Genomic DNA, 18,716 nt, shown 5'->3' with positions numbered 1-18,716 from the left:
GGGCTGCGATGCTCCGGGCGAGAACACCGCGCCTCGGCTACGGCCGCGAGGGCGTCGGCCAGACTCAGCCGGCCGGCGACCGTACCCGTCATCGCCGCGCTTCCGATGTGAGGGTGCTCTCCAGGATCTTGGCGACCATCTCGGGTTGCTGCTGGTGGAAGTAGTGCCCGCCGCCCGGCACAGTGGTCAGCTCGACGCTGCGGCTGAACCGTTCCCACATGCGCCACCGCTGTTCGTAGCGGGGAGTGAGTGGGTCGTCCGTACCGGCGATGAAGGTGATCGGTGCTGCCAGCGGCGGCGTATCCGACTTGCGGGTCCAGCGTGTCGAGAAGTAGCGGCTGGCCTGGGCGACGTCGTGGCGGAAGGCACGCATGACGAACGCCAGCACTTCGTCGTCGACCACGCCCTCGAACCCGCCGATCGAGCGCAGGTAGCGCATCTCGGCGACGTCGGCGCCCGGGCGGTCGTTGCCGGTGAGCCCGACCGTGTTCGCCGAGACCCTCAGCCACCCGCGGCTGACCATGGCGGCGAGGCTACGCTGCACGACCCGGCCGACCGGACCCGGATCGTAGAACGGGAACGACCCGCCGAGCAGTACCCGTTCGACGTGTCGGCCTGCCGCCTCAAGCAGGCGGGCCACCTCGACGGCCAGCGCGACGCCGGCACAGTGCCCGTAGACTGAGGTGGGGCCGGAGGTGCTTCGCAGGACGGCCTCCACCGTCTCCTGCGCCACGTCCTCCAGGGGGCGCAGCTCCGGGTGGCCACCGATGTCGTGCCCGGGCAGCGTGACGGCGTGCAGCGCCACCTCCGGCGGCAAGACCTCTGCGAGCGGCCGATAGCTGATCGCGCTGCCACCGCCGAACGGGACGCAGACCAGGGTGTGCCCGGCTAGCGCCGGGCCGGTCAGGCGTAGCAGGATGCCGTCCGGTTCTTGTACAGAGCGCAGGGCCGCGGCCAGCGCCCGCGCGCTGGGGTTGGCGACGAGCAACCCGACCGTCGCCCCCTCGATGCGGCGGATCGCGCGGACGGCGTCGTAGGAGTTCCCGCCGAGGTCGAAGAAGCTCGCGTCGGTGTCGACGTCGGTCAGGTTGAGGATCTCGCGGTAGACGGAGAGCACCGCCTCCTCTTCGGCGGCGGCCGGCGTGGACGCGGTCTGTGGCGCCCGGACGGGAGACTTGGCGCCGCTCGCTGCGAGGGCCGGCAGGGCGGCCCGATCCAGTTTGCCGTTGTGGGTCAGCGGCATCGCGGGCAGTACGGTGAACGTGGCCGGCAGCATGTAGCGGGGTAGTTCGGTCTGTAGGTGCTCGCGCAGCGCCCGCTGGTCGGGCGCGGTGTCGCTGGCCACCGTAAAGTATGCGGCGAGCTGCAGGGAGTCGTCGCGGCCGCAGGCGACGACCACGGCCTCCCGGACACCGGGGTGACCGGCCAGCACCTGCTCGATCTCGCCCAACTCGATCCGGTAGCCGCGCAGCTTCACTTGGTGGTCGAGTCGGCCGAGGAACTCCAGGGACCCGTCTCGCAGCCGGCGCGCCTTGTCACCGGTGCGATAGAGCCGTCCGCCCGGCCCTGCGAGCGGGTGGGCGACGAACGTCGACGCAGTCAGCCCGGGCCGGGCGAGGTATCCCCGTGCCAGCTGGACACCGCTGAGGTACAGCTCACCCGGTACGCCGACCGGCACCTCCTGTAGCCGCCGGTCCAGTACGTACGCGCCGGTGTTCGCCACCGGAAACCCGATCGGCACTACACTTGGCGGCCCGGGACGGCTGCAGTCCCACCAGGTCACGTCGACGGTCGCCTCGGTCGGACCGTAGAGGTTGTGTAACCCCACGTCGGGCAGCAGTTCGCGGAACCGCCGAGCCAGAGGGTAGGGCAGCGCCTCGCCGCTGCAGATCACCCGGCGAAGCAGCGGCAGGTCGGCCGCAGCGGGCTCGTCCACGAACAGTTGCAGCATCGACGGCACGAAGTGTGCGGTGGTCACCTTGTGGCGGATGAAAGCCTCGGCCAGGTATTCGGCATCCTGGTGCCCGCCCGGCGCGGCCACTACCATTGTGGCGCCGCTGATGAGCGGCCAGAACAGCTCCCACACCGAAACGTCGAAACCGAACGGTGTCTTCTGCATCACCCGGTCGTCGGCGGTGAGCCCGAACGTCTGTTGCGTCCATAGAAGGCGGTTGACCACCGCCCGATGGGTGATGACGACGCCCTTGGGTCGACCGGTCGATCCGGAGGTGTACATCACGTACGCGGCGTCGGCGCCGCTCACCGCAGGTCTGACCCAGCCCTGCTCTGTGGCCGGGAACCCGTCCGGGATCAGCACGGTCCGGGCACCAGCGGCGCGGGCATGCGCGGCGGACTCGGGCGTCGCGATCACCGCGCGCGCGTCGGCGTCGGCGAGCATGAACGCCAGCCGGGCGGCCGGGAGCGTCGGGTCGAGCGGCAGGTAGGCCGCCCCGGCGAACAGCGCGCCGAGAATGCCGGTCACCATGTGCAGCGACCGCTCGGCACAGATCCCGACGACGTCGCCTGGACCGACCCCGAGCGTGCCGAGCACGGCCGCAGCCTGCCGGGCCCGGTCCAGCAGTTCCCCGTACCGGCAGAACTCATCGTCGGTGACGACGGCGACGGCGTCTGGGGTCATGGCCGCCTGCCGTTCGATGAGCTCGGGTAGTGTCGCGTCCGCGTCCCGATAGTTCACCACCGGGCCCTGTTCGGTGGCCGGCGCCGGTAGCGTGGCGGCGACCTCGGCGACGCGGTCGTGTTCGGCCAGCCCGGCGAGCGCGGCCTGGAAGCAGTCGAGGATCTCGTCGGCCGCGCCGGGTACGAACCGTTCGCGCAGGATGTGGATCCGCAGGGCAAGGTGCGGCTCGGGCGTGACGGTCAGCACGAGCGGCTGGCTCGTCTTCTCGATCGTGTCGACAGGGCGTACCGACAGCAGCTGGCCGAGCTCGTCGGCGCTCACGTCGAGCGAGTAGTTGTCGAAGATGAACAGACTGTTGAACAGCGGCTGGGTGCCGGTCGCGCCGATCCACTGCTTGATCTGGGCGAGCGGACTGTACTCGTAGCGGCGGACGGCGGTGTAGCCCGTTTGGATGTCGTGCAGCCAGGGCCCTACCTCGCCGTCATCGGGCACCGTCACGTGTACCGGCAAGGTGTTGGTGAGCAGACCCATCATTCGGTCGACGCGGGGCACTTCGGGCGGGCGGCCGGCGCTGGTGACGCCGAACATCACCTCGGCCTCGCCGCTGAAGCGTTGCAGGACCAGCGCCCAAGCCGCGTGCAGCACAGTGTTGAGGGTGACCCGGTGCCTCGCGGCTTTGTCTCGTAGCCGCGTCTCGACGCCGCCGGGGAGCCGAACCGTGCGTTCGTCGAGCGTGCCCTCGGCGCCATGCGGGTTGGCGGGCAGCAGCGGCGCCAGCGCGGCGGACCCGGCCCGGCCGGACAGCGTACGGGACCAGAAGTCTTTTGCTGCGTCCAGATCCTGTCGCTGCAACCAGGCGATGTAGTCGCGGTACGGGGGCGCCGGCTCGGGCGGCGGGGTGCCGAAGGCGAGGTTGGCATAGCGGCGCAGTACGTCGTTCAGGAAGATCGGCACTGACCAGCCGTCGAGCAGCAGCAGGTGGTTGGTCCAGATGACACCGTGCCGGCGGTCGTCGAACTTAACCAGGTGCAGCCGCTGTAGCGGGACGACTGCCGGGTCGAACCCGGTGGTCAGATCCTCGGCCCGTAACCGGTCGAAGCGCTCCTGCTGGTCCGGCTCGCCGGACCAGTCGTACCTGGTGATCTGCGACGGCACGTCGCGGTGCACCACCTGGACTGGCTTGTCCAGACCCTCCCAGTGGAACGAGGTCCGCAGGATCGTGTGCGCGCGAGCCGTCTGCTCCCACGCCAGCAGCAACGTGTCGACGTCCAGCGGCCCGTCAACGTAGAAGCTGCGCTGGTTGACATAGACGTCGGTGTCACCGGCGTAGAGCGTGTGGAACAGGATGGCCTGTTGCAGCGGTGACAACTCGTAGATGTCCTCGATGTCGTGGGTGCTCATACTGACTCCCTCGCAGGCGTCCACGAGGCGACGCTACGACGGGTGCGGGCCCCGTGATTGAGCCGTGTTCACGTGACGTCCCGACTTGTCCAACCGATCGGTAGCGTCGCCTGGAGGAAGTCCACGCGGGAAAGGACCATGCGCCATGGATATCGCTGTTGCCCGGCTCGAAGCCTGGATGCGCAGCTACTACCACGAGGTCGATCACGACATCGGCAGCAGCGGAGTACGTGATCTGTCCATGGCCGAGTTGCTCGCCATCGGCGGCGCCGACCTCGCCGATTTGAGTACGATGGTCATCCGGGACAGTGAGAGTTACGGCGGCGGTGGCCTGCGCGCCGCGCTCGCCGACCGCTGGACGGGCGGGGATGTCGACCCGGTGATGGTCACGCACGGCTCCAGCGAGGCGATCTACCTGATGATGCACCTCGCGGTCGAGCCGGGTGACGAGATCATCGTCGTGAACCCGGCGTACCAGCAGTTGCACGACATCGCGAAGTGGCGGGGCTGCCGGATCACGCCGTGGCCGCTGCAGGTGAGCGAGGGATTCCGGGCCGACCTGCCGCTGCTGCGGCAACTGGCGCGCAGCCGGCCGCGGATGATCGTGGTGAACTTCCCGCACAACCCGACCGGCGTCAGCATCACCGCCGCCGAGCAGGAGGAGATCATCGCCATCGCCCGCGAGGCGAATGCGTGGCTGGTGTGGGACAACGCGTTCGGCGAGATGACTTACACCGGCGCGCCGTTGCCGCTGCCGTACGATCGTTACGAGAAGACGATCTGCTTCGGCACACTCTCCAAGAGCTATGGGCTTGCCGGGTTGCGGGTCGGCTGGTGCGTCGCGCCACCGGACCTGCTGGCCCGTGCCGCGATCCTGCGCGACTACATCGCCCTGTACGTGTCGCCGGTGCTGGAGTTCTTCGCCGAGCTGGCGGTGCGCAACGCCGACCAGATCGTCAAGCTGCAGCACGCGCACGCCTCGGCCAACCGCCGACGGCTGCTGCAGTGGGCCGGCACTCTGCCGGACCTGGTCCGGGTGAACCCGCCGGACGGTGGTGTCTCGACGTTCGTGGAGTTCCTTGGCAGGCCGGACGTGACCGGGCTCTGCCACGATCTCGCCCGGCACCACCGGGTGCTCCTGGTGCCGGGCTCCTGCTTCGGTGACGCCTTCGCCGGCTACGCACGGCTGGGCTTCGGCGGGACGACGGCCGAACTGACCGCAGGGCTGTCGGCGGTAGAGGAACTGATCCACCGGTGACCTACGAGTCGCGCGTCCCGAAAGTCCCGAGGCGCGCGACTTGCGTTCAGGGCAGACCCGCCAGGTCGTGGCCGCCGCCGGAGGTCAGCGAGGGACCGGTCGAGCGGGATCACCCGGCGCGGCACTAGATACTCCGGCAGGCTCTTGACGAGGCGCCGGCGTATCCGCCCGACGTCGAGGTGGGTGCCGGTCACGTACGCCGCCGTGCCCTGCCCTGGACCGGTGATGACGACGGCGCCGGTGACGCCCAGCAGGTCCGGCCGAGCGCGAACACTTCCAGCGGGTCGCCGAGCGCGGCGCGCGTACTCGACCTCGCTGTCGGGCCGGCGCCGCGCCGGCCGACCGGTAGGCGGCGAGCTCCTCTCGCCCGGTGCGAACAGGGTCACGGCGCCGCACAGAACGCCGACCGGCACCCACAACGGCGCCGTGCGCGTACGCCCGGGTGGCGCTGTAGCGTGGTCTCGATTTCACCCAGTTCGATGCGCCGCCCGCGGACTTGATCTGGAAATCCCACCGCCCGAGGTAGAGCAGGGTGCCGTCAGCCCGGAACCGGACCAGGTCACCGGTCCGGTACAGACGCTCGCCCGGCACCGGAGCGAAACGGGTCGGGCAGATAGCGGGAGGCGGTCAGCGAGGGCTTGTTGACGTACCCGAGGCTGAGCCCGTGGGTCATGACCTGATCTCCTGTCTCAGCCGGACGTGCGGCGGCGCTTCACAGTGATAGGCAGGTGCTGGAAGCCGCGCTGGTGTGCCGAGTGGACCCGCTCGGTGCGCGCGATGTCGACCTCGTACGACTCAACCTTCTTGGCGATCTCCTCCAGCACGATCTCCATCTCCACCTTGGCCAGCGCGCCGCCGAGGCAGTGGTGCGGTCCGGCACCGAAGCTGAGCATCTTGCGGGTGTCGCGATCGATGTCGAACGTGTCCGGGTTGTCGAACACCCGGTGATCCCGGTTGGCCGAGGCGTGCAGCACCACGACCCGGCTCCCGGCGGGGATGAGCGTGTCGTGCAGCACGACGTCCTCGGTGGCTGTCCGCGACGTCATCTGGCTGGAGTTGTCGTAGCGCAACGTCTCGTTGATCCAGTCGCCGTACCGGCCGCCCAGCCCGGCCCGCTGCACCTGCGGCATGCGCCACCCGTGGTACCAGGCGCTGCCGATCAGTTTCCCGGTGGATTCGTTGCCACCGCTGACGATGAGGAAGATGAAGGCGATGATCTCCGAGTCGGACAGCTTGACGCCCTTGACGTTCGACTGGCAGAGGATCGACACCAGGTTGTCGCTCGGATGCTTGCGGATGTCGGCGACCAGATGGACATAGTAGGTCGCCAGCCGGAACGCCGCAGCCAGGGTCTCCGGCGACCGCTCATCGGAGTCGCTCTCCCGTTTGGTCAGCAGGTCGGTGTCGAACCGGATCGTGTCCCAGTCCGCCTCGGGAATCCCGAGCATCTCGCAGACGACGTCGTTGGGCACGGCGGCGGCGAAATCGGCGGCGAAGTCGAAGCTGTCCCCCGCCTCCAGTAGCGGATCCAGCCGGCGTCTGGTCAGCTCGCGGATGCGTTTGGCGCGTCTGCCGACGTGCCGCGGCGTGAAATCCTTGGCGGTCAGGCTGCGCAGAGCGCCATGGTCCGGCGGGTCGAGGGCAAGAAAGAACACGTTCTTGTACGCCTGCGGGCCCCACAGCGACGGCTCCAGCGAGATGCCGTTGCGGTTGGTGAATCGGCGCGGGTCGCGTAGCACGGTGGACACGTCTTCGTAGCGGGACACCGCGTAGAAGTTGCGCTCCTGGTTGCGATAGACCGGGGCGTTCTCCCGCATCCAGGCGTAAAAAGGATAGGGATCCTCCTGCACCTCGTACGAGAAGGGGTCGTAGGGCCCGTGAGGGCTTTCGGTACGCATCGTTGTCACTCCAGAAGAGAGGGAACGCGCCCCACCCGGGCGGTGAAGTCCTTGGCGAACCCGGTGATCGTCGCCTCGTCGAACAGCTGGGTGGCGTAGTCGAGCCGGCCGTCCAGCCCGCCGATCGCCCGCTGGACGGGCCGGCAACAGAGGTCAAGCCGCGCCCCCGGCGGGTCGGGGAGCGGGAACCCGGCCGGCTCGGCGATCCCGTGCAGCGCGAACATCGCGTCGAACAACGGATGCCGGGCCGGATCCGGTGCGGTCTGCGAGCCCTCCAACCCCGCCATGACGATGCCGTCGTACGGGACGGTGGCGTGGCCGATCACCGCGAGCACCGCCGCGCCGACCCAGGGGAGCAGCCCTGCGTAATCGGGCACGTCACCGATCCGGGCCCGCGCCACCATACTGGTCAGGGCGGCGACCAGCGTTGCCAGCTCGGGGCGGTTGCATCCGTCGACCGGGACACCGGTGGTCAGATCGGTGCCGTCCACGTGCCGCGACAGCACCACGAGGAACGCGGTGAGCAGCCCCGCCGAGGCGGTGACGCCGTGTGCGGTCACGGCGTCACGCAGCCCGCTTGCCTCGTCCGGGGTGAGCGCGAACCGGACTGTGCCGGCGTGCCAGTCCCGGTCGGCGGAGCGGGACCGGTCGGTGCACAGCTTCGCCGGGTCGAGCCAGTCCAGCGCCTGCCGCCAGAACGCCGGGTGCCGGGTGCCGGCCGGGCCGGCCATCAGATCGCGGTGCCACTGCGCATGGTGGGCGGCGCGCAGCGGCGGATCAGCGACCGTGCGGCCCCGGTAGACGCCTCGCAGCTGCGCGGCGGTCAGGGCGCGGGAGTGTTCGTCGGCGGCGATTTCGTGTACGGCCACGAGCAACACGTAGCCGTCGGGGTCGCGGAGGAGCCGGATCCGGACCGGCGTCGCCGAGCCGAGCTCGAACGGCCGCGCCAGCTCGGCCGCGGGGACTGCCGTGGGGACACCGTCTTCGACCGGCGGTGACGTTGCGGCGGGAGGTGCCACCACGGGTGCCAGCCGTCCGGACGCATCGGGCATGTAGCGGGTGCACAGCGTCTGGTCGCCGGTCCGGCCGAGGATCTCGACACGGCCATCCGAATGCCGTCGCGCGAGGTCTCCGGTGCAGGACCAACGGGTGCCGCCCGGCGGACCGGGCAGCGCTGGCACCGGATTCTGCTGGTCGCCCACGAGCGGCACATGGTCACTGGTCGGCGTGAATGTCATGCCGTTCCCTTCGCATCCGGGTGCCCGCCCCAGTTAACGGCATGCGCTACCAGGACGTCCGTCGCTGGTTCCGGTGACTGCACCCGTGAACGCGCGCGCCCATAGCGTTTCCGGCAGCGGGCGGTGTCGCCCTGGCGGGGTCCTGCTCGAATGCGGGGTGGAAGGAAGTACACGGTGAAGGTCGACGAGGTGGCTTTCCTGCTGCTGGGTCTGGCCGTGATCGTCGTCGTGGCGCGGCTACTCGGGACGCTGGCCCAGAAACTCGGCCAACCCCGGGTGATCGGCGAGATCCTCGGTGGCGTCATGCTCGGCCCCACGCTGTTCGGTGGTGAGCTGACTCGGACGGTTTTTCCCGCTGACGTAGGCCCGGCACTGAGCCTGATCGCCACCGTCGGGGTGGCCGTCTTCATGTTCCTCGTCGGCCTGCATCTCGACGACGCTCTACCCAGAGGCGCCGGCAGGGTCGCCGCCACGGTGTCGGTGAGCTCGGTGATCCTGCCGTTCGGCCTCGGCGCGCTGCTGGCGTTGCACCTGCTGTCGCGGCACCCCAGCGACAACCGGCTTGCCTTCGTCCTGTTCCTCGGCACGGCTATGGCGGTCACCGCGTTCCCGGTGCTGGCCCGGATCCTCGCCGACAAGGGCCTGATCGACACTCCCATCGGTGGGGTCGCCCTAGCCTGCGCGGCCGTCGACGACGTGCTCGCCTGGTCCATGCTGGCGGTGGTCGCCGCGGTGGCCGGCGACGGCGGCGACCTTTGGCGGGTGCTGCTCGTGGTGCCGTTCGCGATTCTGCTGCTGCGGTTCCTGCGGCCGTTGCTCGCCCGTCTCGCTGCCCAGCGCTCCGGGGACAGCAGGCTCGCGGTGATCGGCGTAGGCCTCGCGGTGGCCGTGGGGCTCTTCCTCTCGGCCCAGGCGACGGAGTGGATGGGGCTGCACCAGATATTCGGCGCGTTCTTGTTCGGTGTCACCATGCCGCGCCAGGGTGCGGTGTCGCTGCGCCGAATCGCGCTGCCCTGGATCGATCGTGCCTCCGCATGGGTGCTGCTGCCGGTCTTCTTCTCGGCCGCCGGCATGAAGGTCGACCTTTCGCGTACGGACGGCACCGGGCTCGGTGAACTCGCACTGATCCTGCTCGTGGCGATCGGCGGCAAGTTCGGTGGAGCGTTCCTCGGCGCCCGGGCCACCGGGATCCAGCCGCGCCACGCCACGTTGCTGGCGATCCTGCTTAACACCCGCGGGCTCACCGAGCTCATCGCCCTGACCGTCGGGCTGCAACTCGGCGTGCTCGACCAGTCCCTGTACTCGCTGATGGTCGTCATGACGCTCGTCACGACAGCCATGACCGGCCCGCTGTTGCGCTACGTCTACCCACCCGAGCGGGTCCGCCGAGACACCGCGGCGCACAACCTGGAGAAGGAGTCAGCGTCATGAACCCTTTCGACGACCCGGACGGACGGTTCCTCGTTCTCGCCAACGATGAGGAACAGCATTCGCTGTGGCCCAGCCACCTCGCGGTCCCGGCCGGCTGGCGGATCGTGCACCCCGAGGACGACCGACAGACGTGTCTGGACTTCGTGGAGCAGAACTGGACCGACCTGCGCCCGCTCAGCACCCGCTGATGGTCGGGACACGATGGCTCAAGCCGGCCGGCCGGCGGGAGCCTGCGGACATCCGGCTCTTCTGCTTCCACCACGCCGGCGGCACCGCCGCGACGTACCGGGACTGGCCCCGGTTGATGCCCACTACGATTGAACCGGTCGCCGTGCAGCTCCCGGGACGGGCCGACCGCTTCCGGGAACCGCCGCTCGATCGGATGCCGGTGCTACTCGACCAACTCGTCGACGTGCTGCGGCCGCTGCTCGGCGAGCCGTACGCGTTGTACGGCCTGAGCATGGGTGCCCGGGTGGCGTGGGCGCTTACCCACCGCCTGCGCGAGGAAGGGCTGCCGCTGCCGGCACGGCTCTTTCTGGCCAACGTCGCCGCACCGAGGCACCGGGAAGGCCGGGCCGTCTGGTCCGACGATGACGTGATCGCCTATCTGCGTCACATGGGTGGCACGCCGGCGGAGATCTTCGCGGAGCCGGCGCTGCTCGCGGGTCTGCTGCCCACGGTGCGCGCCGACCTGATTCTGGTCGACTCGTACCACGCCAGCCCGGAGACGCCGCTGCCGACCCCAATCAATGCGTTCGCCGGCATCGACGACGCCGAGGGCCCGCCCGACCGGATGCGCGAGTGGAAGGCCGAGACCACCGGCGGTTTCACGCTGGACCTGGTCAGCGGCGGGCACCTGTTCGACTCGGCCGGTACCCAGCAGGTGATCCGGGCCGTCGCCGACGAGTTGCGACGCGCGACGACCCGGGCCGACTACCCATAGAGACGGGCGGGAGCCTTTCATGACCAACGTGCAGAGTCGGATCGCGGCGCTTTCACCACAACAGCGGGCACTGCTGGAATCGCGGGTGGCGGCGCTGGCGTCAGCGGCCGGGCCGGACGCCGCCGACACCATCCGGCCCCGAGACCGCGACAAACCAACCCCGCTGTCGTTCGCGCAGCAGCGCGAGTGGGCGCTGGAGCGGTTCCGTCCGTCCAACAACATCAGCGGTGCGCTCCGGATCGAGGGCGATACGGCGGAGGACGCCGACCTGGACCTGCTCGGCCGGATCCTCACCGAGATCATGGCGCGGCACGAAGCGCTGCGCACGACGGTCGAGATGATCGACCGTACTCCGTACTCGGTGGTCCATCCGGTCACCCCGATCAAGATTCCGGTCGTCGACATCACCCACCTCGGCCCGGAGGCGCAGCGGCTGGAGGTGCGCCGGCTGTACGACGTCGAGGTAGCCAGCCCGTTCGCGCCGGACGAGCCGCAGCGTATGCGGTGCACGGCGGTAAAGCTCGCAGAGAACGTCTATGTGGCGCTGATCAGCACCCATCACAGCTCCTCCGACGGCTGGTCGATGGCGATCGTGTTCAAGGAGGTGGCGCTGCTGTATCCGGCGCTGCGGGCGGGCCGCGAGCCGGACCTGCCGACGCCGCCTGCGCAGTATGGTGACTTCGCGGTCTGGCAGCGCGAACACTTCGGTGAGGAGGCGATGGCGAACGAACTCGCGTACTGGAAGAAGGCTCTCGAGGGTATTCCGCCGCGGCTGGCGTTGCCGACCGACCGGCCGTACCCCGCCCGCCGGACGTTCGCCGGCCATCACCACACCACGGCACTCGACCTAGAAACGACCGCGGCGCTGGAGCGGCTCGCCGGGCCCGAGGGCGTATCGATCTCGATGGTGCTCCTGGCCGCTTGCTCGGTCGTGCTGCACCGCTACACCCAGCAGGACGACCTCGTCTTCGGCGCGGCCATCACCGGCCGGGTCCGGTCCGAGACCGAGGAGATCATAGGCTGCTTCGCGAACGCGTTGCCGCTGCGGATCAGGGTGACGCGGGACGACACCCTGCTCGACGTGCTGCGCCGCGCCCGGCAGGTCGTCGCGTCCGCCTTCGACCACCAGAACCTCCCGTTCGACCGGCTGATCGAGGAGTTGGCGCCGAAGGAAGCTGCGCAGACCCCGCTCATCCAGATGATGATCAATGTCTTGAGCGCGCCCGGCTCGGTACTTCGGGTGATCGGCGACGTCTGGGAGGCGCCCGGCGTGCGGGTCAGCCCGGAGGTGATGGATCCAGGACCGATTCCGATCGACCTCATCCTGGCGGTGCAGGCCACCGGCGGGAAAATCTACCTCCAGTGGCACTACTCCACGGAGCTGTTCGACCACGAGACGATCGTCGGGCTCGCCGGCCAGGTCGAACGGGTCCTCGATCGGTTGGTCACCCAGCCGGATGTGCGGGTCGGTGACGCCGACCTGATTCAGGTCACGGAGCCGGCCCTCCCCGCGCCGGTGACCGCGAGTCAGGGGCCGGGCTTCCTCGAGCTGTTCGATGCCCAGGTCGCCTCAGCCCCGGACGCGCCCGCGGTCGTCTGCGACCGTGAGCAGGTCACCTTCGCCGAGCTCGACCAGCAGGCTGAGCGGCTGGCGCGTCACCTGCGTGGGCTCGGCGTGGGCCCGGAGACGGTGGTGGGTGTCCTGGTCGACCGCGCGCCCCGGCTGGCGGTGGCGGTGCTGGGCGTACTCAAGGCGGGCGGTGCGTTCCTCACCCTCGACGTGCAGCTGCCGGCCGCCCGGATCACGTACATGCTTACCGACGCCGGCGCACCGGTGGTGGTGACCACCGCCGAACACGCGTCACTGGCGACCGGATCGGCGGCGCGAACCGTGCTGATCGAGGAGCTGCCGGACGATGCCGGCGGCGCGACCCCACCGGCGCCGGCCCCCGAGTCGGCTGCGTACGTGGTCTACACCTCCGGCTCGACGGGGCAGCCCAAGGGCGTGGTCATCGAGCACCGCTCGCTCGTGGCGTTCGCCCGGGCCACCGCCGCCCGGCTCCAGCTCGGCGCCGGCGACCGGTTCCTGCAGTTCGCCTCGCCCGGGTTCGACGTCCTCATCGAGGAACTCTTCCCGATCTGGCTGGCCGGCGGTGCGGTCGTCATTCCGCCCGCCGACCAGACCGGGCCGGGCATCGACCTGGCGGCTGTGGTGGAGCGGGGACGGGTCAGCGTGATGGAGCTGCCTGCGGCGTTCTGGCACGAGTGGGTCCGGGAGCTGAACGGCACCGGTGCCGAATTGCCCGCCTCGCTGCGGCTGGTGATCGTCGGTTCCGAACGGGTGCTGCCCGAGCGGCTGGCGATGTGGCAACGGCTCGGCGTGCCGCTGATGCACGTGTACGGCATCACCGAGACCACGGTGAGCTCGACGTTCTTCCGGCTTCCCGCCAAGGCGTCCGAGGCCGACCTGCAGTTCCTGCCGATCGGTACCGCCCTGCCCTTCGCTGATCTGCGGATCCTGGACGCCGAGCTGCGGCCGGTGCCGGTCGGCGCGGTCGGCGAGCTGTACATCGGTGGAATGAGCGTGGGCCGCGGCTACCTGGGCCGGCCGGGGCTGACCGCGGAACGGTTCATCGCCGATCCGGACCCGGCTCACCCGGGCGGCCGCCTGTATCGCAGCGGCGACCTGGTACGGCAGCGCATGGACGGGAACCTGGAGTTCCGGTCCCGGGTGGACACCCAAATCAAGATTCGTGGACTGCGGGTCGAGCCCACCGAGATCGAGTCGGCAATGTGCCGGCACCCACAGGTCGCCCAAGCCGTGGCGACCGTGCACGAGCGGGCGGCGGACGACCGGCGGCTGGTCGGCTACGTGGTGGCACAGGGCCGGATCCGGCTAAGCGTCGCGGATCTGCGCCGATTCCTCGGACGGGAACTGCCGCCGTACCTAGTGCCGTCGGTGTTCGTCCAGCTCGAACAGATCCCGGTGACCACCAACGGGAAGATCGACCATGACCGGCTGCCGCCGCCCGGCGACGAGCGCCCAGAGATGGTCGAGGAACTAATGCTGCCGGAGACGCCGCTGGAACAACAGTTGGCGGACATCGTCGCGGACGTCCTAGGGGTCACCGTGGTCGGGCGCAACGACAACTTTTTTGAGCTGGGTGGCGACTCGATCCTCGCGATCCAGGTCGTCGCCCGAGCACAGGAGGCCGGGGTAGGACTGTCGCCGCTCGACCTGTTCGAGCAACCGACCGTGGCGCAGCTGGCCGAGATCGCGTCCGTCGCGGCACCCGCCCCGGAGTCGGCTGCGGCGGCCGAACCGGAACCGGAACCGGCGGCGGCCGCGCCCGAACCGGCCGAAGGGCTGGCGCCGTCCGGGTCGGACTTTCCGCTCGCCCGAGGCGTGGACCAGTCCCAGCTCGACGCGCTGATCAGCCGGATCAGCGGCGGCAAGCCGGCAGGCTGAGCGGCGAGGCCATCGCGCACACGCGGTGAAGCCCTGAGACGATCGTTCCAGGCTTCACCGCGCGTGCGCAGCGTCGGTCGGTGAGGTCGTCGGCGATCGTGCGGATCACTTGGCGGACACCGGCGGAGTCAAACAGGATGCCCACCGGGCACGAGGCCGAGGATGAACGCGGCCGAGGCCTCGTTGCCCGACCCGCGCAGGCATTCCGCGGTGGACGCTGTGTCAGCGGGCGACGCGGATGCACGGATCGGCACGTCGAGCGGGACTGCTGGACGGACAGCGCGCTCGGCTGATTCCAGCAGGCTCTAACAGCGTCAGATCGGCGCGCAGGGTGGGCAGCAGGACGCCAGGCGTCTCCGGGTCGTCGAGCGCCTCGGACGGCGTGCTACCCAGTTTGTGCAGGAAACATGCGAGCTGAGCATCGGCTTTGCGAGGGTTCCAGCTGCCGCGTCCCGAGCGCGGGGCGGGGTCGCTGGCCAGGTAAAGGGTCCGGGGCAGTGCTCGTGCCCGTAGAGCGTGACTGAGCGTCCAGGTGACCCGGGCGCACATGCTGGTGCCGTACAGCGCGAACGGCTGCTCCAGCACGCGCCTCAGCACCTCGATCAGCGGTTCCACGCGGTCGTACGCGGGCCCGCCGAACCGGTCCGCTCGCCCGGGCAGCTGGACCGCTACCCGGCGTGACGGCGCCAGGTGGCGGCCGTGGCCGGGAACGGGAGAGTGCTGCGGCTCCGCCGGCGTGATGCAGGCAAAACAGCTCGATCCGGGACGACGCGGTGTGGACCAACCGCTCCAACCACCGCGACGTTCGACGAGCACGTCAGAGCATGGTGAGGGCGGATAGTTCCCGGTACGACTGCGCCAGCGTGCGAGCGGCCTTATCGACCGAGGCAGCAGGGCGGGCCAGGGACACCCGGATGAAGCGCAGCCCGCCGGCCGGGTCCGCCCAGTGAAATGGGCCGCAGGGCAGCACGTGCACGCCGCGGGTCACCAAGTCCTTGTAGAGCAGAGCGGAGTCCGGGCCGCTGGCGGGCAGCGCGATACGGGCCACGCTGATCTGCGAGTCCGGGTCGGCCAGAGTGAGGCCCAGTTCGTCGACCGCGTCCCGGACCAACGCCCGGTTGCGGGACACGAGGTCTCGAGCCCGCTCGTATCCGCCGTTGACCCAGTCTGCGGCGAGCGCGGTCACCATCAACAGCACCACCGGTGACGCGGACAGCAATGACTCGGAGAACGCCCGCTCGATCGGCAGCTCGTTGCGTTCGCTGTAAGCCAGCATGCCGATCTTCAGCTCGTGCGTCGGCCACAGCTTGCCGGTGTCCTCCAGGACGATCCAGTCGGTGCCGGCCGCGTCCAGGACGGCGTAGGTGTCGTACTGGGCGTCGCGTACCTGGCCGCGGAAGCTCGCATCCACGATCGCAATTTGCCCGTTGCGGGCGGCGTGTTCGGCGAGCGATCGCAGATGTTCCTCAGGGGTAACCAGCCCGGTCGGATTGTTGGGGTGGGTCAGCATGATCGCGCGGACCGGCGGGCCGGGCCACTCCTTGTTGAGCAACTCGGCCTCGGACAGCGGTTGCAGTGAGAGGCCGCGGGTCGTAAAGAGGTCGGCGATGTTGTCGAACGTGGGGTGCAGTACCGCGATCCGGGCGCCGGCGGGCAGGGCACGGGCCACGATGTCGGTGGCCAGCGTCGACGAGTAGCAGCTCAGGATGCGCCCGGTGCCGATCGGTGCGCTGCGCTGCCCGATCGCGTGCAGGAACGCGGTGTGCGCCTCCCGCTCGATCTCGGGGAACGGGCGCCGTGACGCCTCGGCGAACATCTCGGGAATCCGATTGACGATGGCCTTCTGCTCCGGCGACAACAGCAGCCGGGCGTGGCCGTCGGTGAGGTTGATGCCGCCGTCGATGTCGGTGAGCGCATCGACTTCCATCGCGGTCAGGTTAGCCATGTGGGGCATTCGTCAAGTCCTCTGCATGTCCTTCTGACGTCGCCGCACGCGGGAACGACGGCGCGGATCGGCACCAGTAGGTGGGTCTTCATGAAAGGTAAGCGCTCCGGCGGCCGGGCGACCGTCCCGTGTAACGGGGACCAGTGCATACCGGCCGGCTGTTCCTAGACTGCCGATTTGACGGCTGCTGAGTGCAGGAGGGAGACGCGCGTGCACACTCTCGCGCTGACGCCGCAGGAGAACGCCGAGTTCGCGCCGATGCTGGCCGAACTCGTCGCGGCATACGACACCATCGAAGACCCCGAGTTGATCCGGCGGGCGCCGGTGCTCGCCCTGCAGTTGCCGGCTCGGCTGCTGACCTTCCTCGAGGAGTACCGGCTCGGTGAGCCGTCGGCTGTCTGCCTCATTTCCGGTCTCGACGTCGATGAAAAAGCGCTGGGGCCGACGCCGGAGCACTGGCGTGACAGCCAGCACGGCTCCCGGGCGTTTCCGTTGGAGATCTTCTTTCTGCTCTGTGGGTCCCGCCTCGGTGACGTGTTCGGCTGGGCGACCCAGCAGGACGGGCGGATCATGCACGACGTGCTCCCGATCAAGGGGCACGAGAACTACGAGATCGGCTCCAACAGTCTGCAGCATCTCTCCTGGCACACGGAGGACGCGTTCCACCCGTGTCGGGGTGACTACGTGGCGCTGATGTGCCTGAAGAACCCGGATGATGTGGAGACGGTGATCTGCGACGCCGGGGACCTCGACTGGTCAATGCTGGACACCGAGGCGCTGTTCGAGGCGGAGTTCACCCAGATGCCGGACAACTCGCACCGTCCGGAGAACACCGCCGTGTCCACCGGTGACCCGGTTATCGATCGGCTGCGGAAACGCAGCTTCGCGCTCATCCAATCGTGGAACGACGATCCGGTGAAGCGCCCGGTGCTCTTCGGCGATCGGCAGGACCCGTACATGGCGCTCGATCCGTACCACATGAAGACCGAGGGCTGGTCCGGCCGGTCGGCGAAGGCGTTCGACGGGCTGTGCGAGCAGATTGAGGCGCACATGCGGGGCGTGGCCCTGCGCCCAGGCGACCTCGTCTTCGTCGACAACTTCCGGGCGGTGCACGGGCGCAAGTCGTTCCGCGCCCGCTACGACGGCACCGACCGGTGGCTCAAGCGGCTGAACATCACCCGCAACCTGCGGGGCTCGCGCGCGTGGCGTCCAGCCCCGGACAACCGAATCATCTACTGAGCGTCACGGGCTGAGCTTCCCGAACTCGGCGAGCCGCCCGGCAAATTCCACGGTCGCGCTGCGGTCGGCGTTGCTGACGCTGACCCGCAGCATGCCCCGGTCGTCCGGCAGGAACGCGGTACCCGGTATCACCAGGGTGTCATACTCCACGATGAGTTCGCGTACCACCTCGGCGGTGGTGCGTCCGGTGAACGGGTGGCGCACCCAACCGAAGAAGCCGCCGGCGGAGAGCAGTTCGAACCCGCCCGGCCGGTTCGCCATCGCCTCGGCAAACCATTCCTGTCTGCGGCGCACCTCGGCTGCTCGTTGCCGTCGCCACGGGCCTGCGGTGACGAGGCCGGTCAGCACCGCCTCCTGCCCGATCCGCGGCGCGCAGATCGCCACGCAGTCGAGCAGTTTGGTGATCTGCGCGCCGAGCGCCGGTGACGCGACCACGGCGCCGACGCGGTAGCCGGGGACCGCGAGATCCTTGGAGAAGCTGTGCAGGCTTACCAACGTCCGGTCCCACGCCGGGTCGACGAACAGGTGGTGGGCCGGTTCGGTGGTGCCACGGAACGACCGGTAGGTCTCGTCGAGGACGAGAGCGACGTCGTGCCGTGCTGCCACTGCAGCGATCGCGGCGATCCGTTCGGGAGGCATGGTGATTCCGGTGGGATTGCCAGGCGAAACGACGACGATCGCCCGGGTCCGCGGGGTGATCAGCGCCTCGGCGGCCTCCGGCGTCGGCATCAGATCCGGTCCCGGTTCGAGGTAGACCGGCGCGATGCCCTGTGTGCGTAGCCACATATCGTGGTTGAAGTAGTACGGCAGGGTCAGGACGATCTCGTCGCCGGGCCCGGCGAGCGCCGACGTCGCGAGGCAGAAGGCCTGGTTGCAGCCGGCCGTCACGAACACCTGCGTGGGGCTTACCCGGCCCCGGTACGCGTCGGAGACCTCCCTGGCGAATGCCTCGCGCAGACGGGGTAGTCCGGCGATTTCGGTGTACTCTGCGCCGCGGGCGTCGCGGGCCACCGAAGCGAGCCGTTCGGCGACGACCGGCGGCGGCGGGTACTGCGGGGCGGCCTGGGCCAGGTCGAGCAGATCGCGTTTGCCGATCCGCTGGTCGAGCGCCTCGTACGCCGACCCGATCGGCGAGTCCACGGTGTCGGCCACTCGGGTATTGAACCGCATGGGCATGCTCCTTTCGCGGGCGGTGCGTCGAGCTTGCTGTGCCGTTGTGGGCGCAACCATCCCTGCTTCATGTGACACCAAGAACG

12 protein-coding genes and 1 pseudogene are annotated in these 18,716 nt (G+C 69.4%); 6 read left to right on the top strand and 7 right to left on the bottom strand.

Going from position 1 to position 18,716, the window contains the following annotated elements:
• Positions 1–88: 88 nt before the first annotated feature.
• The gene (locus ACN27J_RS18500; RefSeq protein ID WP_421367816.1) at positions 89–4,039 is read right to left on the bottom strand and encodes an amino acid adenylation domain-containing protein; all 3,951 of its coding nucleotides are present in this window, start codon (positions 4,037–4,039) and stop codon (positions 89–91) included.
• A 145-nt stretch (positions 4,040–4,184) separates the two neighbouring features.
• Between ACN27J_RS18500 and vioD the strand changes: the two genes are divergently transcribed.
• Positions 4,185–5,297 (top strand): capreomycidine synthase, encoded by a 1,113-nt coding sequence (vioD, locus tag ACN27J_RS18495; RefSeq protein ID WP_421367815.1) that lies wholly within the window; start codon positions 4,185–4,187, stop codon positions 5,295–5,297.
• 433 nt (positions 5,298–5,730) lie between these two features.
• Here the strand turns inward: vioD and ACN27J_RS18490 are convergent.
• From ACN27J_RS18490 to ACN27J_RS18480, 3 genes and pseudogenes are all read right to left on the bottom strand, one after another.
• A pseudogene (locus tag ACN27J_RS18490) lies at positions 5,731–5,961 on the bottom strand (hypothetical protein); the annotation flags it as partial.
• A gap of 25 nt (positions 5,962–5,986) precedes the next feature.
• A complete protein-coding gene (locus tag ACN27J_RS18485) occupies positions 5,987–7,195 on the bottom strand; it encodes a cytochrome P450 (RefSeq protein WP_421367812.1) in 1,209 nt (402 codons plus the stop codon).
• A gap of 5 nt (positions 7,196–7,200) precedes the next feature.
• Positions 7,201–8,433 carry a condensation domain-containing protein gene (locus tag ACN27J_RS18480; RefSeq protein ID WP_421367810.1) on the bottom strand — a complete coding sequence of 411 codons (1,233 nt, stop codon included), beginning with the start codon at positions 8,431–8,433 and terminating at the stop codon, positions 7,201–7,203.
• A 174-nt stretch (positions 8,434–8,607) separates the two neighbouring features.
• On the opposite strand from ACN27J_RS18480, the gene ACN27J_RS18475 reads away from it, so the two are divergent.
• The 4 genes from ACN27J_RS18475 to ACN27J_RS18460 are packed head-to-tail and all read left to right on the top strand — an operon-like array spanning position 8,608 to position 14,276.
• Positions 8,608–9,864, top strand: a complete 1,257-nt coding sequence (locus ACN27J_RS18475; RefSeq protein ID WP_421367808.1) for a cation:proton antiporter — start codon at positions 8,608–8,610, stop codon at positions 9,862–9,864.
• Entirely contained in the window at positions 9,861–10,052 is a 192-nt protein-coding gene (locus tag ACN27J_RS18470) for an MbtH family protein (protein WP_421367806.1), read from the top strand. Before ACN27J_RS18475 ends, ACN27J_RS18470 begins: the two co-directional genes overlap by 4 nt.
• Entirely contained in the window at positions 10,052–10,807 is a 756-nt protein-coding gene (locus ACN27J_RS18465; protein ID WP_421367803.1) for a thioesterase II family protein, read from the top strand. The genes ACN27J_RS18470 and ACN27J_RS18465 overlap by 1 nt, the downstream gene beginning before the upstream one ends.
• A 19-nt stretch (positions 10,808–10,826) precedes the next feature.
• Positions 10,827–14,276: a non-ribosomal peptide synthetase gene (locus ACN27J_RS18460; protein ID WP_421367802.1), complete on the top strand. Its 3,450-nt coding sequence runs from the start codon at positions 10,827–10,829 to the stop codon at positions 14,274–14,276.
• 222 nt (positions 14,277–14,498) lie between these two features.
• Here ACN27J_RS18460 and ACN27J_RS18455 read toward each other — a convergent pair whose 3' ends face one another.
• Together ACN27J_RS18455 and ACN27J_RS18450 are read right to left on the bottom strand one after the other, a co-directional pair.
• Positions 14,499–15,092 carry a thioesterase II family protein gene (locus ACN27J_RS18455; RefSeq protein WP_421367800.1) on the bottom strand — a complete coding sequence of 198 codons (594 nt, stop codon included), beginning with the start codon at positions 15,090–15,092 and terminating at the stop codon, positions 14,499–14,501.
• A 1-nt stretch (position 15,093) separates the two neighbouring features.
• Positions 15,094–16,203, bottom strand: coding sequence for an aminotransferase class I/II-fold pyridoxal phosphate-dependent enzyme (locus ACN27J_RS18450; RefSeq protein WP_421367797.1), 1,110 nt, complete (start codon positions 16,201–16,203; stop codon positions 15,094–15,096).
• 228 nt (positions 16,204–16,431) lie between these two features.
• Here ACN27J_RS18450 and vioC point away from each other — a divergent pair, with 228 nt between their 5' ends.
• Positions 16,432–17,460: an arginine beta-hydroxylase, Fe(II)/alpha-ketoglutarate-dependent gene (vioC, locus tag ACN27J_RS18445; protein ID WP_421367795.1), complete on the top strand. Its 1,029-nt coding sequence runs from the start codon at positions 16,432–16,434 to the stop codon at positions 17,458–17,460.
• 3 nt (positions 17,461–17,463) lie between these two features.
• Here vioC and ACN27J_RS18440 read toward each other — a convergent pair whose 3' ends face one another.
• Positions 17,464–18,630: an aminotransferase gene (locus tag ACN27J_RS18440; protein ID WP_421367792.1), complete on the bottom strand. Its 1,167-nt coding sequence runs from the start codon at positions 18,628–18,630 to the stop codon at positions 17,464–17,466.
• Positions 18,631–18,716: the final 86 nt, after the last annotated feature.

Source organism: Solwaraspora sp. WMMB762, from assembly GCF_049179115.1.
Classification (GTDB): domain Bacteria; phylum Actinomycetota; class Actinomycetes; order Mycobacteriales; family Micromonosporaceae; genus Micromonospora_E.
Note: the sequence above shows the minus strand (reverse complement) of the source record. Positions and strands in the feature narration are given on the sequence as shown.